The following is a 14,989-nucleotide window of genomic DNA, read 5'->3' as shown; positions in this document are numbered from 1 at the left end:
TAAGAGGGACAAAAAATGCTTATGGCGCAAAGAAAATCAGCAGTAAAACTCCGGCGATTACCAAAAAACCACCCAGCTGTTGCATTTGCACTGTGGGTTGATCTGCAATTTTTCGCAGGTATGCTCGCCATCTGTTCGGAAAGAACATAGGGCCCAAACCTTCAATGATCAGAACCAGCCCTAAAGCGGCCCACCAATAGTCAGCCATTTAGCGAATATCCTTCAGGCAACTTAAGTTGTAGTCAGCAGAATTGTGATACAAAGCAAATCCAAAACGTAGTCTGTCGCCTCTATAATCCGTCATGATGCCCTGCTGTTTTAATGCAGCAGCAATACGGGCAACGTCGTCAGCGGCAAAACGAAAAGTTAAAAACTGGCCTTGTTGCTGATCTTGTTTATCCAGTAAATGCTCACGATTTAAAAGTGGATGCTGTATTTCATCCAGTAAGCGAAGAAAAGCCTGTTGCAGGTTTTGGATATAGGCCTGCACTTTTTCGACGCTAAGGCCTTGTTGTTGATACAACTCAAATACCGCTAATACCCGATATAAAGCCGAACAATCCATGGTGGCACCGGCAAAACGATAACCATTGTTGGCATATTGCACCTGGCCTTGTTTGGCCTTTGCCAATTCACCAAATTCGGCAAACCAACCGGTGTAGATGGGTCTGTGATCGCTACCTTGTGGTACAGCCAAAAAACAGCAACCTTCCCCACCCTGTGCATATTTATAACTACCAGCCAGATAAAAAATTCGCTGTGCAATTGCAGATAAATCAGTTGGCACTGCCATAAAACCATGATAACCATCGACGACAATCATAGCGTCCGTGATTTTATCCAGCGCCTGCACCAAAGCTGGTAAATCTTTAATACCGACACCAGAATTAAAAAACACTTGGCTGAAGAACACCAGATCAACAGGCTGAGCTGCAACTGCGGCCGCTAATCGCTGTGGAAAGCTGGCAAAAGGTTCAGTCGGCACTCGAATCACATTGACTGTAGTTAACTCACAAAGACGGTTAATCTGACGATGGAAGCTATGGAACTCGCTGTCTGTGGTGACTACTGTCAAAGGTCTGGACCAGTCAAAGCAGCTTAATAAACGCATAACAAATTCATGGGTATTAGGCGCAAACACAATTTGCTCTGGCTCTGGCAGCTTTAAAATTCGGGCTATATGTTGCTGAACTGCAGGCACTTTTTCACCAAACACCAGCTCCCATTTATCATCCACTAAGCAAGCGGTGTCATCCCAGTACGCCAAGGTAGCGTCTCGTGTCACATCAGGCCAATAATGATGGGAGTGGCAGGCAAAATGTTGTTTACCTGGGTTGGCATTTAAAAAGTGCTGATACAACTGCTGATACATAGGAAGATCCTTTCGAAAGACACAGGCAGAGTAACCGAAAGTAGTTTAAATAGAAAAGGCCCCGCAGGGCCTTTTCTATTTAGTGAAAACCAGCTGTTGTCAGCTTAGTTTTGCACTTTGTCTGACTTCATGTATTTAAAGAAGTCGTTGTCTGGCTGGATCACCATCACGTCGTTTTTGTTCTGGAAGCTGTTTTTATAGGCTTCTAAACTACGAACGAAACTGTAGAACTCGCTGTTTTTGCTGTACACATCTGCATAAACTTTTGCAGCAGAAGCATCACCTTCACCACGCACAGTACGGGAGTTACGTTCAGCGTCGGCCACCATAATAGTCACGCGGGCGTCTACGTCAGCTTTGATAATTTCAGACTGTTCCATACCACGGCTGCGGTGTTCTTTTGCCACTGCAGTACGTTCAGCACGCATACGCTGGAAAATCGAGTTACTGATTTCGTCAGGTAAATTGATTTTCTTCACACGAACGTCAAGAACATTAATACCTAATTCTTTTGCACCAGCATCAGCCTGTTCCATCGCGCGTTGCATTAGTTGAGTACGCTCACCAGACACAATTTCCTGAATGGTACGGCTACCAAACTCAGTCCGTAAACCGTTGTTGATGTATTGCTTTAACAGCACTTCAGCCTGCGACAAATTACCGCCTGTAGATAAGAAATACTTACCAAAATCGGCAATACGCCATTTTACATAGCTGTCAACCAATAGATCTTTTTTCTCCGCTGTGACAAAACGATCAGACGACGGATCGGACAAAGTCTGGATACGCGCATCCAACTTACGAACGTTTTCAATCAGCGGTACTTTAAAATGCAGACCAGGCTCAAATACGCGCACAAGTTCGGCGTCATCACGCTGGATTTTACCAAAACGAATGACTATGCCGCGTTCGCCTTCAGGAATAACAAAGACTGAAGACACCACTCCAATACCCAGGATAGCGATTAAGGCTAATACTAAATTTTTCATCACTTAACCTCTGCCAGTTCTGGTGCTGTCAGCACGGCTTGCTTCAGGACGCAGATCCGGAGTTCTGCTGTCGTTATCATTGGTTCTGCTGCTTGGCGCTAATGGATTCACCACAGGGGCTTTGGTATCGCCGCTGTTGTTGATCATTTTGTCCAAAGGTAAATACATAATGTTATTACCATTTTTAACATCAACCAGTACTTTAGAGCTGTTGCCGTACACCTGTTCCATAGTCTCTAAGTACATACGGTCACGGGTCACTTGCGGTGCAGCCAGATATTCAGGCAGCAGTTTCTCGAAACGAGCCACTTCACCCTGAGCTTTTAACAAGGTTTGTTGTTTATAGGCTTCTGCTTCCTGCATCATCCGGTTGACCTGACCACGGGCACGTGGTTCAATTTCACGGGCATAGGCTTCAGCTTCACGGATATAACGTTGTTCATCTTCCTGTGCAGAAATCGCGTCATCAAAAGCTGCTTTCACTTCTTCTGGTGGACGGGCATCACGGAAGTTGACATCAACCAACTGTAAACCCATAGCGTAAGGTGAAATAATTTGCTCCAGCTCAGTTCTGGTGTTCTGGCGGATCACTTCACGGCCTTTGGTCAGTACGTCATCCATAATGGAGTGACCTACGACATAACGTAAGGCTGCGTCTGTGGCTTCACGTAAGCTGCTGTCGGCATCAACCACAGAAAACTTATAAGCACGGGCGTCAAACACACGGTACTGAATTTCAAAGGTAACACGAACCAGGTTTTGATCCTGAGTCAGCATAAAACCATCGGTACGTAATGAACGCACGCTGGTGACATCAACAGGTGTGACTGTATCGATAAAAGTCGGTTTCCAGTGAATGCCAGGCATCACTTCAGAGTGATACTGACCAAAACGTAAGATCAAACCCCGTTCTGATTCTTTAATGGTATAGAAACCACTGAAAGCCCAAACCAGTAATGCAACAACCAGTATCAGTATCAGAGCGGCAGAACCACCACTGTTATTACTGTTGCTGTTACCGCTGTTTTTATTGCCACCAAAGATACCACCGAACTTTTTGCTTAAGTTGCGGAAGACTTCATCTAAATCGGGCGGGCCTTGATCACGACCACCTTGTTTCCAAGGGTCTTTATCTTTGCCGTTATTGCCCGGCTCGTTCCAAGCCATGCTTCACTCCATCTCTAATTGTGATATTGAAACTAATGTATCAAAAAAAGCTCAGGGCTGACGATAAAAAACTAAAGACTGACGATATAGTTTTGTAACAGTCCGTCACTTTGTTTCAGTAAACGTGCCCACTCTGCTTTTGATAACGCTATTCTCACCTGAGTTTCACCCAGATCGGTAAAAGATTCAGTCTGAACCGCTGATAATTCATGTAAACGTGCCCGCCACACAGCTGCATCGGCAGGCAGCTTTAAATCCAGCTGCATATAATCATCAGCTAAACGCTCGCGGATCACTTGCAACAGTAATTCGATACCGACATCTTGCTTTGCAGAAATATATACGGCAATGGGTTCAGCCTGCTCGTTGTATTCTATACGGGCCTGCTGCTCAGTCTGGTCAATTTTATTAAACACCAGTAACTGCGGTACCTGATCAGCGTCAATCTCATGCAACACCAGTTGCACTTGCTTGATATTGTCCGCCATGCGTTGGTCGGCTACATCAATCACATGCAACTGCAAGTCGGCATCACGGCTTTCCTGCAAGGTCGACTTAAAAGCTGCAACTAAATCGTGAGGCAAATGCCGGATAAAACCCACGGTGTCGGCAAAGATGATAGAACCAAACTCAGGCAATTTAACTTGCCGCAGCGTTGGGTCTAAGGTTGCAAACAGCTGATCGGCTGCATACACATCCGCACTGGTCAGGCGGTTAAATAAGGTAGATTTACCAGCATTGGTGTAGCCCACTAAAGACACCACGGGAATTTCAGCACGTTGCCTGGCTTTGCGGCCCTGCTCGCGTTGCTTACTGACTTTATCCAGCTTCAGTAATAAAGCCGTGATTTTATCCCGCAGTAAACGTCTGTCAGTTTCGAGACGGGTTTCACCCGGGCCTCTCATGCCAATGCCACCTTTTTGCCGCTCAGCATTATCCCAGCCACGTACTAAACGTGACGACAAATGCTTCAGCTGCGCCAGTTCAACCTGCAACTTACCTTCGTAACTGCGGGCGCGCTGGGCAAAGATATCCAGGATCAGAGTGGTACGATCAATAACCCGGCACTGACAAAGCAGTTCCAGGTTACGGGTTTGAGCTGGGGTTAAAGAGTGATTAAAAATAATCAGATCAACTTGTAGCTCAGCGACAGCTTGCGCTAGTTCTGCCGCTTTACCACTACCAAGAAAAAATTTGGCGTCGATCGTACTACGGTTGGCAGTCATCACAGCACGTGATTCAACTCCAGCCGACGAAACAAGCATCTCCAGTTCCTGCAAATCTTCACTGGCACTGTCTTGTGAAAGATAGATATGCACAAGGATCGCTTGCTCGGGCACCATATCGCTGTCAAACAAGCTTTAGAATTCCTGGTTATTCCATCTCGTCCATTTCGCCTGTACCAGTACCATGGTTAGCCATAGTATTGACAGCACGAGCCGGGACTACAGTAGAGATGGCGTGTTTATACACCATTTGACTCACTGTATTTTTAAGAAGGATCACAAATTGATCAAAAGACTCGATTTGTCCCTGCAGTTTAATACCGTTCACCAGATAAATAGAGACTGGGATACGCTCGCGTCTTAAAGTATTTAAAAACGGGTCTTGTAACGATTGGCCCTTTGCCATTTTCGCTTTCCTTATTTCTAATTATGTTTCTCTATATATGGATTATTATATTATTTTCAAGTCGTTAAATAACAACTTTTTTTCAATTATCTTCAACTAGCTTAGCGAAGTTAAAATGGCTTGCAAGTTTTCCGCCTGTTTGTCTTCGGTTTTTAACCAATTTAATTCAGGCCAACTGCGTAACCAGGTCAATTGCCGTTTCGCCAGTTGACGAGTCGCGGCAATACCTTGTTCCAGCATCTCCTGCTCAGACAGCTGTCCTTGCAGGTGTAACCACATCTGACGATAACCCACACAACGCATTGAAGGTAAATCTAAATGCAGATCAGGTCGTTGCATCAAAGTTTTTACTTCATCAGCAAAACCACAATCCAGCATTTGCCGGAATCTGACAGCTATACGGTGGTGAAGTTCAGACCGATCTGTTGGATTGATAGCAAATTGTTGCACTGGGTATGGAAAAGGCTCACCTTTATGCTCTGTCAGTTCAGTTAAACTTTTCCCGGTTAACCGGTACACTTCCACCGCCCTGTTGACCCGCTGTGGATCATTAGGGTGAATACGAGCTGCCGACACAGGATCAAACTCTGCCAGTTGCTGATGCAAATACCCCCAACCGTGCTCTGCTGCTTCTGCTTCTATCTGCAGCCGTATTTCTGGATCTGCTTCAGGCAAAGGCGATATGCCCTGCAACAAGGTGCGAAAATACAACATGGTGCCGCCCACCAGAATAGCGGTTTTCCCTCTGCTGTGGATATCAGCAATAAGTCGTAGCGCATCAGTGCGAAAGTCAGCTGCCGAATAAGCAGAAGCCGGATCAAGAATATCAATTAAATGATGAGGTGCATCCAGAAGTTCTGCCGCAGTAGGTTTGGCAGTGCCTATATCCATACCTTTATAAATTAAGGCACTGTCGACGCTAATCAGCTCAGATGGGATGCTTTTATACAGATCAATAGCCAATGCAGTTTTACCGCTGGCGGTAGGTCCCATTAAAAAAATAACTTTAGGATCCATCTGAGTCCTGTAATAACTTGATAGAGGTGGTTAAATCCAAAGGCACAGCATGCCAATGTGGCCCTTGCTGATTTAACATCGGAAAATGTTTTACTAAAGAAGCAGCCTGCAGCACTCCACAGTTTAATAACTGTTGCAGCAATAAGCTTAGCAGTTGTGTGTCCTGCGGTTGCAACCAGTCTTGCCACCACAGAGGTAACCACTGTGCTACCGCACTTTGTCGCAGCCATGCAGGTACAGCTCTGACAATCAGTGTCTGGTTATTGACCAAAAAATCAAAACCCAGATGGCTTAATAAATCCGCTTTGCTTAGTAAAAACTCTTGCTCAGTTTGTTGCAGCGTTAACCGCACAGGCATTAATAAAGGTAAAGGCTCAGCACCTTGCTCCAACCATAAGTTGGCTGTGCTGCTGGCAATATCCACCAGCCATAATTGTTCCACAGCTGAACAGATTAAATAACGATTCTGGCTGATCAGAGTATCGTTTTGTAGTTCGATGCCGGATGGCTCTGATAACTGTACTTTTTCAGGGAAAACCGGCCAGCTTTGTGCTGTTGGCTGTGCCACCGCAGGTCGGTACGGTTGCCCTGCATAAGCTGAAGGTCGGGCGGCATAAGCGGGTGAACTTGTTGGCTTCTGCCTTTGTTCAACGCCTCTCTGCTGTGCAGCAGTATCAGCCCTGGAAAATGTGGCAGATTCAACTGTGGTCGCCACCTCAACATTGTGTTGTTGTGGTTCTAACTGCAACAAAGCATTGGTTAAAGCCGACGCGACAAAGTCGTGCACTAAACGGGCCTGATGAAACCGCACTTCATGTTTAGCCGGATGCACGTTGACATCTACCTGACGTGGATTAATGTCCAGATAGAGTACAAAAGCCGGCTGCTGTTCTGCGCTTAGCAGAGAGCCATAAGCCTGACGTATCGCATGATTCAGCAATTTGTCTTTCATCATACGGCCGTTGACATAGCTGTATTGGCATTGCAGTTGCTCTTTACAGGCTGAGGGTTGCAACACCCAACCCCAGAGTTTTAAATCGTCGTATGCCACTTCGACAAAAGCGGCCTGCTCCAGAAAATTCTTACCACACAAAGCGGCTACGCGTTTTTGCTGGGCTTCGCGGCTGTCGGCTTTTTTCAGTTGTCGAACTGTCTGGCCGTTATGAATTAAAGTCCAACTGACGTCAAAACGGCTTAATGCCAGGCGCTTGACCAGCTCGTCTATATGAGCAAATTCAGTTTTATCGCTGCGCAAAAATTTGCGCCGGGCCGGCGTATTAAAAAACAGATCCAGCACTTCAATACTGCTGCCATCCGGATGAGCTGCAGGTTTAATTTGCACCTGCATATCACGGCCTTCGGCATAGGCCTGCCAGGCTTTATCCTGAGTTGCAGGCTTGGAGGTTAAAGTCAGACGGGAAACTGAACTGATCGAGGCTAAAGCTTCGCCCCTGAATCCAAGGCTGACAATTTGCTCCAAATCATCCAAAGAACTGATTTTACTGGTGGCATGTCGGCTTAACGCCAGGCTTAATTCTGCTTCAGCTATGCCTGAGCCATTGTCACGGATCAGAATTTTTTTACTGCCGCCGCGCTCAATCTCAATCAAAATTTGATCGGCACCTGCATCCAGGCTGTTTTCGACCAGTTCTTTAACCACAGAAGCTGGCCGCTCTACCACTTCGCCTGCGGCAATCTGGTTCGCCAGTTGAGGAGGTAAAATTTGAATAGGCATCAGGGGATCCTAAGCACCTGACCAATCAGAATATTGTCGCTTTTCAGATTGTTGTGCCGACGCAGTTCCGCCATGCTAACGCCATACTGTTTTGCCACTCTGGATAAAGACTCACCTCGTTTTACTTTATGAGTACGGTTACCACTGCTGGCCACTGTCGCCGATCTGTTCTGCGAAGTGGGCATCACAGTGGGCACAGAACGGCCATTATTTTTATGTGCCGCAAATAATGAATCTGCCGGTGGTGATTTCTCAAAATAACCTTTTACAGCCCTGAAAATAGCCTGTGCAAGCTTATGCTGATGATTTGGGTCTTTCAGTAAACGCTCTTCGTTGTAGTTAGAGATAAAACCGGTTTCTACCAAAATAGACGGAATATCAGGTGCTTTTAATACAGCTAAACTGGCAGCCTGAGGCTCCTTTTTATGCAAATGCGCCACGGTCGACATTTCACGTAGTACTTCTTTGGCCACTTCAAAACCAGTCACCATCGAATGGTTCATCGACAGATCCAATACGGTTTGCGCCAGATAACGTTCGTTAGCTGAATCTTTGATGACTTCAGCCACGCCACCTAATAACTCCGAGTGCTGCTCTGTTTGTTCCAGCATCCGACCCACTTCAGTAGTAGCGCGACGCATTGACAAGACCCAGACCGAAGCGCCATGAGCTTTACGGTTTTGCACTGCATCTGCATGAATGGAGATTAATAAATCGGCTTGTTTCTGCCTTGCTATCTCAGGTCTTTTGTTCGGGTGGATGTAATAATCACCGGTACGGGTTAACACAGCTTTTAAACCAGGCTGTTGATTGATCATCGCGGCTAACTGGCGTGATACCGACTGAGTAATAATTTTTTCGTGGGTACCTTTAGGCCCCACGGCACCTGGATCCTGACCACCATGACCAGCATCAATTGCAATAATAATATCGCGGCCCGTGACTCTGCTGCTTGTTGTTGATTGAACAGGCTGAGACACCACAGGCGCAGGTTTTGCTGAGCTGACAGGTGCGCCTTGACTGGCGGAAGAAGCACTCCCCTGAGCTTTTAAATCAACAACTAAACGGTGGCCATAAGGAGGTGAAGGTGGCAAAGAGAAAATGCTGTCGCTGACAGGAAAAGACAATTCAATCACTACTGCTGTGGCAGCACTTGGAGTGCGGCTGGCATACACACGTTTAACTAAGGGCGAGTCACCAGTGACAGTGCCGATGTTTAAGCTGTTTACACCGGCCAGTTCGATTTCCAACCGGCTTGGATTACTTAAGCGCTTTACTTTATGTGAAGGTGCATTGGCTAAATCCAGCACCAGTCTGGTGTTATCAGGTGCATGCCAAATCCGTACGCCTTTGACACTGTTCACTGCCCAGCTGTGACTGCAGAGCAGCAACAGCATCAGGCTAAGCACCCGCACTATCAGACTCATTGAGGCTGACTCCATTGAAGATCGATAGCGTCCATCCATGCCACAGCTTGCGGCTGATTTGCTGTCACTCGAAGCTGGCGTTGGTTTTGATTAATCTGTAATTGCAGTTCCAAATCGGCATCAGCCAATAAACCATAACCACGTTCTGGCCATTCAATCAAACACAAGTTGCCTTTGGAGAAATAATCACGAATGCCCATAAACTCCAGCTCTTCCGGGTCGCGCAGACGATATAAATCAAAATGGAATATGTGTTGATCGGCAATAGTGTAAGGTTCAACCAAAGTGTAAGTTGGGCTTTTTACATTGCCATGATGCCCCATGGCCTGCAACAGACCACGGCTGAAGGTAGTTTTTCCCGCACCTAAATCACCTTGCAAATACAGCACAGCACCTTGCCGCAAATGGGGTGCAAATAAGGCGGCCAATGCCAAAGTAGCGGCTTCATCCGCTAAATGAAAAATGTAGCTTTTAGCTGTCATCTGTACCTAAGCTGAGTGATCTCAGTCATAACTATTTTGTAAGCGCACGTGCTGTTCAAGTACAGCAGATGAATTGGCGGCTATGCTAACAAAAACAGCGCAGTGCAGCCAGTTTCTTCTGCAATAGTATATGCAACGGTCAAAGCAAAAACCTGATTGGCTTTTATGCTAAAGTGCGCGGCGAAAATCAGCGGATTCTATTATGACCAGCAGCATCAATTGGCAGCATATTGCAGAGCAAATAAAAGTCTGGGGCCAGCAACTTGGCTTCCAGCAGATAGGCATTACCGATACAGATTTAACTTCGGAAGAAGCTAAATTGCAGCAATGGCTGGACGCTGGTTTTCATGGTGAAATGGAGTATATGGCCGCTCATGGCATGAAAAGAGCGCGCCCTGCCGAATTGCATCCCGGCACTATACGAGTCATCAGCGCCCGAATGGATTACTTGCCGGAGCATGCCCAGTTTGCAGCCAACCTGGCCAACCCTTCTATGGCTTATATTAGCCGTTATGCCTTGGGGCGGGATTACCATAAGCTCATTCGCAATCGCTTAAAACAACTGGGCGAACGTATTGAAAAAGAGTTAGGTGCTTTGGGTTTCCGGCCTTTTGTTGACTCAGCCCCAATTCTGGAGAGGCCACTTGCAGTTAAAGCCGGTTTGGGCTGGCAAGGCAAACATAGTCTGGTACTAAATCAGGACGCGGGATCCTGGTTTTTCCTGGGTGAGTTGCTGGTTGATATCCCCCTGCCTGTTGACGCTGTTCATACCGGCGATTGTGGACCTTGTGTTGCCTGTATCACAATTTGCCCCACTCAAGCCATAGTCGCGCCCTACACAGTAGACGCCAGACGCTGTATTTCTTATCTGACTATAGAACTGCAAGGCGCTATTCCTGAAGAGTTCCGGCCTTTGCTCGGTAACCGTATTTATGGCTGCGACGATTGCCAGTTGGTGTGCCCTGTGAACAGAGTAGCAGACACCACGCAAGAGCAAGACTTTCAGCGCAGGCCACAGTGGCTGAATAAATCCTTGCTGGATTTATGGCACTGGACTGAAACTGAATTTTTAAACTACACCGAAGGTTCAGCCATTCGTCGAATAGGCTATCAACGCTGGCAACGTAATATAGCTGTGGCATTGGGTAATGCGCCTTTTGATTTGGCCATTATTGAAGCCTTACAACAGCAACTGCCGCAAAGTGATGAGTTGGTGTCAGAGCATATTCAGTGGGCTTTGCTACAACAGCAGAAAAAACGCCTGCTGCAGCAGAATTTATTAAGTCGGCAAACCGACCGCTTAGTGCGGGTTATTCAGAAGGGATTACCTCGGGATGCCTGAGGTCAAACTGGGGCTGAGCCATAAGCCGCAACTGCGCCTGCAGTAAGATGTCCAACTTCTGTGTGCGATCAGCGACATGCCAGTCTTTAATTTCCTGCAAAGTACGACCACAGCCTAAACAGACGTCAGAATGATTTAAACAACAAATGCGGTTACAAGGTGATGCAGGCATAGAAGTCTCCGTTACTGGGTTAATCATAGCCTGCAACAAACCATCCAAGCTTTATTTTCTCTGCTTAGGCACCCAGGCCCAGACAAACTCTGCGATTACTGGCTCCACATTCAGTTCGTCAGTGATCTTTACCACCATAGTGATATCACCTTTTTCTGTGTCGCGAATAAACTGGATCTGCTCTTCAGTTAACGATGTCGTAGCGATGAGCTTGCCAGTGGCCCTTTTGACATAATTCAGCTGCATCGACTTTAACAGCGGAATACGATCGTCGGCTACATGCAAACCCACTAAAAAACCACTGGCTGATTCGCCCAACAAGGCCATAGCAGCTGCATGCACAGAACCTATATGGTTTTGCACTTTGGTTTTATTGGCCAGACTTAACTGCGCCTGCTGAAAATTTAGTACATCGACTTTGACTGAAGCGGTACCGGCAAACTTTACAGCTTTGCCAAATAACAAGCTTAATAAAGGCGAGCGTAACCAAGGCGAGTAGTGATTGATTTTGGCAACATAACGGCCAAGTTTATTGATGGCTTCCATACTGGTCTTACCTGTAAGTTTTAGTCTGGCAAAGATAGCAGTAATAAAATCAGCCAGCAAGTTGGGTTCAGGACAAAAGAGTAAGTTTGGGATTTAGAATGAAAATAGAAAAGTGAGGAAAATTTGGAGCGGGCAACGAGGCTCGAACTCGTGACCTCGACCTTGGCAAGGTCGCGCTCTACCAACTGAGCTATGCCCGCATGGGTGGGTTCTTTCGTAAAACTTGTTGTTGGTTAACAAGTTTTAATTTGGAGCGGGCAACGAGGCTCGAACTCGTGACCTCGACCTTGGCAAGGTCGCGCTCTACCAACTGAGCTATGCCCGCATCCTGTTGTTAGTAATTATTGCTCTTTATGTTGGTTATAAAGAAGATTACTAAAAACGCCGCTTCAATTGAATTTTCGTTCGAAGCGGCGCGCATTTTACAAAATTCTCTGCCCTTTGCAAGAGATTTTATTCAGGTATTTTGAAAAAATGCGTTTTATAAACTGCTAATTCAGCAATAGATTCCCGAATATCATCCAAAGCTAAATGACTTGATGACTTTTTAACCAGCTTAGTCACTTCCGGGTACCATCTTCTGGCTAACTCTTTCACAGTACTGACATCCAGATTGCGGTAGTGGAAAAAGGCTTCAAATTCCGGCGCGTACTTGACTAGAAAGCGTCTGTCCTGACCAATGCTGTTACCACACATAGGAGATTTTCCCGCAGGCACATAATCAGACAGGAAGCTGATGGTCTGTGCCATAGCGTCGGCTAATTCAACTTCACTTTCCAGGCAACGTTTGGTTAAACCGCTTTTGCCATGGGTTTCAGTGCACCATGCGTCCATAGCATCTAAAACTTCTTTTGGTGTTTTAATGGCGAACACCGGGCCTTCAGCAAGGATATTTAACTGGCTGTCGGTCACTATAGTGGCCATTTCCAGAATCACATCTTTTTCCGGATCCAGACCTGTCATTTCCAGATCGATCCACACCAGATTATTGTCGTTGCTCGCCATGCTTAAATACCTTTGATTATTTGCAGCCAGTTTTGCTGCTTTGTAACTTGCCCGAATAGCGGTATCATACTATGCCTTAAGCAAAGTAAAAACCGCCGCAGTCAGGCGACAGTAAAGGCACAAGGCCACAGTGACCAAAAAAAAGCACCTCAATCAACGCCAGCATCAACGTATAGCCGCCAACCAGGATCGTCGTTTAGCCCGGGCTCAGAATAAAACCAACAAAAAAGAGTTGGATTCTGACTTATTGGCTGAAGCCGAACATGGCTTAGTGATCAGTCGTTTTGGTCAACATGCCGATATTGAAGATAGCTCAGGCCAGATTTTCCGTTGCAATATCCGTCGCACTATCAACTCCTTAGTCACAGGCGACAAAGTGGTTTTCTGCCGCACCAAGGTGCCAGGTGGTGGCCCTGAAGGTGTGGTGGAAGCTGTCGCTGAACGTGAGTCTGTATTACTGCGCCCCGACTTTTATGATGGTTTAAAACCTGTAGCAGCCAATATAGATTTAATGATTATTGTCTCCGCCGTTTTACCTGCGTTTTCGCTGAATATTGTCGACCGCTATTTAATCGCGGCCGAAGCCATGCATATCAAGCCGTTGTTATTGCTGAACAAAATTGATTTATTAACCGAAGAGCAGCGCGCGGAAGTCGATCAGCAGTTGGCTATTTATCAAAACATTGGTTACGAGTTTTTATTACTGAGCGCTAAAACAGGTGAAGGCACAGCTCAGCTGGATTCTTATTTGAAGCAAGGCGTCAGTATTTTTGTCGGTCAGTCTGGTGTAGGAAAGTCCTCTTTAGTGAATAACCTGCTGCCTGATTTGGGTGTAGAAACCCGCGCCGTGTCAGAAAACTCAGGTTTAGGCCAACACACGACGACCACAGCACGTTTGTATCATTTACCTGATGGCGGCGATTTAATTGATTCACCTGGTATCCGTGAATTCGCCTTGTGGCATTTAGAACCAGACCAAATTGTTTTAGGTTTTCCGGAATTCAAAGACTGGCTCGGCCGCTGCAAATTCCGTGATTGTAAACATTTAAACGATCCGGGCTGTGCGCTGCAACATGCGGTCAGTATTGGTGAAATTCACCCGGAACGTTTTGCCAGTTATCATAAAATCCTGCTGAGTATGGCGCAGGACAAACCGAATTATTTTCAACCCTGAGGTTTAAATCCACTATGGATAAAGTCAAAATTGCATTGCAATACGCAATGCCAAAGCATTTGTTGTCCCGTCTTGTTGGCTATCTGGCAGCGGCTCGTCTGGGCTTTATCAGCCATGCGCTGATCAGCCTGTTTATCAAGGCCTATAAAATTAATATGGCCGAGGCCCAATTTGAAAAAGCGTCTGACTACGCCAGCTTTAATGAATTTTTTACCCGCCCATTAAAAGAAGGTATACGCCCAATAAATACCGACTCTGATGTAGTCTGTCAGCCGGTCGATGGTGCGATTAGTCAGTTAGGTGACATCGTCGACGGCAAGCTTATTCAGGCGAAGAACCACAACTACTCACTACAGGCTTTATTAGGCGGTGATGCAGCTACGGCAGCGCCTTATGCTGGCGGTAAATTTGCCACTATTTATTTAGCACCAAAAGACTATCACCGTATTCATATGCCTGTAACAGGCACCTTACGTGAAATGATTTATGTGCCAGGCGACTTGTTTTCTGTGAACCCACTAACCGCCGAAAACGTGCCTGATTTATTTGCCCGTAATGAGCGTGTAGTGGCAATTTTTGATACTGAATTGGGCCCAATGGCACTGGTATTGGTAGGCGCAACTATAGTAGCCAGCATAGAAACTGTCTGGGCTGGCACTGTGACTCCACCTGCAGGTAAAGACGTGTTCCGCTGGACTTACCCTGCCACAGGGCCACAAGCTGTGACTTTAGAAAAAGGTGCAGAAATGGGCCGCTTTAAATTAGGATCCACAGTGATCCTGGCGTTCCAGGCGGGTCAGATTGAATTTACTGACAAGCAATATCCAACAGCAGTAACCCGCATGGGCGAGCCTTTTGCCGATATAGTCAACAAGGCTTAATCAAATAAAAAGCAGAGCTTAGTCTCTGCTTTTTATGTACAGGATGTA

16 protein-coding genes and 2 tRNA genes are annotated in these 14,989 nt (G+C 46.3%); 3 read left to right on the top strand and 15 right to left on the bottom strand.

Annotation, left to right across the window (positions count from 1 at the left end; translation table 11 throughout):
• Positions 1-19: 19 nt before the first annotated feature.
• The 10 genes from P3C17_RS01850 to tsaE form a co-directional block, all read right to left on the bottom strand.
• Positions 20-208: a DUF2065 domain-containing protein gene (locus P3C17_RS01850; RefSeq protein WP_300927847.1), complete on the bottom strand. Its 189-nt coding sequence runs from the start codon at positions 206-208 to the stop codon at positions 20-22.
• Positions 209-1,372, bottom strand: coding sequence for an aminotransferase class V-fold PLP-dependent enzyme (locus tag P3C17_RS01845; protein WP_300927846.1), 1,164 nt, complete (start codon positions 1,370-1,372; stop codon positions 209-211).
• A gap of 104 nt (positions 1,373-1,476) precedes the next feature.
• A complete protein-coding gene (gene hflC, locus P3C17_RS01840; RefSeq protein WP_300927845.1) occupies positions 1,477-2,361 on the bottom strand; it encodes a protease modulator HflC in 885 nt (294 codons plus the stop codon).
• 3 nt (positions 2,362-2,364) lie between these two features.
• A complete protein-coding gene (gene hflK, locus P3C17_RS01835; RefSeq protein ID WP_300927844.1) occupies positions 2,365-3,528 on the bottom strand; it encodes an FtsH protease activity modulator HflK in 1,164 nt (387 codons plus the stop codon).
• A gap of 71 nt (positions 3,529-3,599) precedes the next feature.
• Positions 3,600-4,886 carry a ribosome rescue GTPase HflX gene (hflX, locus tag P3C17_RS01830; protein ID WP_300927843.1) on the bottom strand — a complete coding sequence of 429 codons (1,287 nt, stop codon included), beginning with the start codon at positions 4,884-4,886 and terminating at the stop codon, positions 3,600-3,602.
• Positions 4,887-4,902: 16 nt separating this feature from the next.
• Positions 4,903-5,160 (bottom strand): RNA chaperone Hfq, encoded by a 258-nt coding sequence (gene hfq / locus P3C17_RS01825; protein WP_300927842.1) that lies wholly within the window; start codon positions 5,158-5,160, stop codon positions 4,903-4,905.
• A gap of 96 nt (positions 5,161-5,256) precedes the next feature.
• Entirely contained in the window at positions 5,257-6,177 is a 921-nt protein-coding gene (gene miaA / locus P3C17_RS01820; protein ID WP_300927841.1) for a tRNA (adenosine(37)-N6)-dimethylallyltransferase MiaA, read from the bottom strand.
• Positions 6,167-7,912 carry a DNA mismatch repair endonuclease MutL gene (gene mutL / locus P3C17_RS01815; protein ID WP_300927840.1) on the bottom strand — a complete coding sequence of 582 codons (1,746 nt, stop codon included), beginning with the start codon at positions 7,910-7,912 and terminating at the stop codon, positions 6,167-6,169. The genes miaA and mutL overlap by 11 nt, the downstream gene beginning before the upstream one ends.
• Positions 7,912-9,339, bottom strand: a complete 1,428-nt coding sequence (locus P3C17_RS01810) for an N-acetylmuramoyl-L-alanine amidase (protein WP_300927839.1) — start codon at positions 9,337-9,339, stop codon at positions 7,912-7,914. Before P3C17_RS01810 ends, mutL begins: the two co-directional genes overlap by 1 nt.
• Complete coding sequence (gene tsaE / locus P3C17_RS01805; RefSeq protein ID WP_300927838.1) at positions 9,336-9,821, bottom strand: tRNA (adenosine(37)-N6)-threonylcarbamoyltransferase complex ATPase subunit type 1 TsaE; 486 nt, start codon at positions 9,819-9,821, stop codon at positions 9,336-9,338. Before tsaE ends, P3C17_RS01810 begins: the two co-directional genes overlap by 4 nt.
• 202 nt (positions 9,822-10,023) lie before the next feature.
• Between tsaE and queG the strand changes: the two genes are divergently transcribed.
• The gene (queG, locus tag P3C17_RS01800; RefSeq protein WP_300927837.1) at positions 10,024-11,163 is read left to right on the top strand and encodes a tRNA epoxyqueuosine(34) reductase QueG; all 1,140 of its coding nucleotides are present in this window, start codon (positions 10,024-10,026) and stop codon (positions 11,161-11,163) included.
• Here the strand turns inward: queG and P3C17_RS01795 are convergent.
• The 5 genes from P3C17_RS01795 to orn form a co-directional block, all read right to left on the bottom strand.
• Positions 11,132-11,335, bottom strand: a complete 204-nt coding sequence (locus P3C17_RS01795) for a DUF1289 domain-containing protein (protein ID WP_300927836.1) — start codon at positions 11,333-11,335, stop codon at positions 11,132-11,134. The genes queG and P3C17_RS01795 overlap by 32 nt on opposite strands.
• A gap of 51 nt (positions 11,336-11,386) precedes the next feature.
• Positions 11,387-11,881 carry a DUF4442 domain-containing protein gene (locus P3C17_RS01790; protein WP_300927835.1) on the bottom strand — a complete coding sequence of 165 codons (495 nt, stop codon included), beginning with the start codon at positions 11,879-11,881 and terminating at the stop codon, positions 11,387-11,389.
• 124 nt (positions 11,882-12,005) lie between these two features.
• Positions 12,006-12,081: transfer RNA gene (locus P3C17_RS01785), tRNA-Gly, on the bottom strand.
• Between the two features lie 49 nt (positions 12,082-12,130).
• A tRNA-Gly gene (locus P3C17_RS01780) sits at positions 12,131-12,206 on the bottom strand.
• Positions 12,207-12,334: 128 nt separating this feature from the next.
• On the bottom strand, positions 12,335-12,886 hold the full coding sequence (orn, locus tag P3C17_RS01775; RefSeq protein WP_300927834.1) for an oligoribonuclease: 552 nt from the start codon (positions 12,884-12,886) through the stop codon (positions 12,335-12,337).
• Between the two features lie 130 nt (positions 12,887-13,016).
• Between orn and rsgA the strand changes: the two genes are divergently transcribed.
• Positions 13,017-14,060 (top strand): small ribosomal subunit biogenesis GTPase RsgA, encoded by a 1,044-nt coding sequence (rsgA, locus tag P3C17_RS01770; protein WP_233007651.1) that lies wholly within the window; start codon positions 13,017-13,019, stop codon positions 14,058-14,060.
• A 14-nt stretch (positions 14,061-14,074) separates the two neighbouring features.
• On the top strand, positions 14,075-14,941 hold the full coding sequence (gene asd, locus P3C17_RS01765; protein WP_300927833.1) for an archaetidylserine decarboxylase: 867 nt from the start codon (positions 14,075-14,077) through the stop codon (positions 14,939-14,941).
• Positions 14,942-14,989: the final 48 nt, after the last annotated feature.

Source organism: Rheinheimera sp. 1928-s, assembly GCF_029269265.1.
Classification (GTDB): Bacteria; Pseudomonadota; Gammaproteobacteria; order Enterobacterales; family Alteromonadaceae; genus Pararheinheimera.
This window is presented reverse-complemented; position numbering and strand designations above follow the sequence as displayed.

Excerpts from the sequence above, each read along its gene's own strand:
- asd (WP_300927833.1), top strand. The coding sequence starts at position 14,075 with ATGGATAAAGTCAAAATTGCATTGCAATACGCAATGCCAAAGCATTTG.
- orn (WP_300927834.1), bottom strand. The coding sequence starts at position 12,886 with ATGGCGAGCAACGACAATAATCTGGTGTGGATCGATCTGGAAATGACA.
- P3C17_RS01850 (WP_300927847.1), bottom strand. The coding sequence starts at position 208 with ATGGCTGACTATTGGTGGGCCGCTTTAGGGCTGGTTCTGATCATTGAA.
- P3C17_RS01845 (WP_300927846.1), bottom strand. The coding sequence starts at position 1,372 with ATGTATCAGCAGTTGTATCAGCACTTTTTAAATGCCAACCCAGGTAAA.
- queG (WP_300927837.1), top strand. The coding sequence starts at position 10,024 with ATGACCAGCAGCATCAATTGGCAGCATATTGCAGAGCAAATAAAAGTC.
- hflC (WP_300927845.1), bottom strand. The coding sequence starts at position 2,361 with ATGAAAAATTTAGTATTAGCCTTAATCGCTATCCTGGGTATTGGAGTG.
- P3C17_RS01795 (WP_300927836.1), bottom strand. The coding sequence starts at position 11,335 with ATGCCTGCATCACCTTGTAACCGCATTTGTTGTTTAAATCATTCTGAC.
- mutL (WP_300927840.1), bottom strand. The coding sequence starts at position 7,912 with ATGCCTATTCAAATTTTACCTCCTCAACTGGCGAACCAGATTGCCGCA.
- P3C17_RS01790 (WP_300927835.1), bottom strand. The coding sequence starts at position 11,881 with ATGGAAGCCATCAATAAACTTGGCCGTTATGTTGCCAAAATCAATCAC.
- miaA (WP_300927841.1), bottom strand. The coding sequence starts at position 6,177 with ATGGATCCTAAAGTTATTTTTTTAATGGGACCTACCGCCAGCGGTAAA.
- P3C17_RS01810 (WP_300927839.1), bottom strand. The coding sequence starts at position 9,339 with ATGAGTCTGATAGTGCGGGTGCTTAGCCTGATGCTGTTGCTGCTCTGC.
- hfq (WP_300927842.1), bottom strand. The coding sequence starts at position 5,160 with ATGGCAAAGGGCCAATCGTTACAAGACCCGTTTTTAAATACTTTAAGA.
- tsaE (WP_300927838.1), bottom strand. The coding sequence starts at position 9,821 with ATGACAGCTAAAAGCTACATTTTTCATTTAGCGGATGAAGCCGCTACT.
- hflK (WP_300927844.1), bottom strand. The coding sequence starts at position 3,528 with ATGGCTTGGAACGAGCCGGGCAATAACGGCAAAGATAAAGACCCTTGG.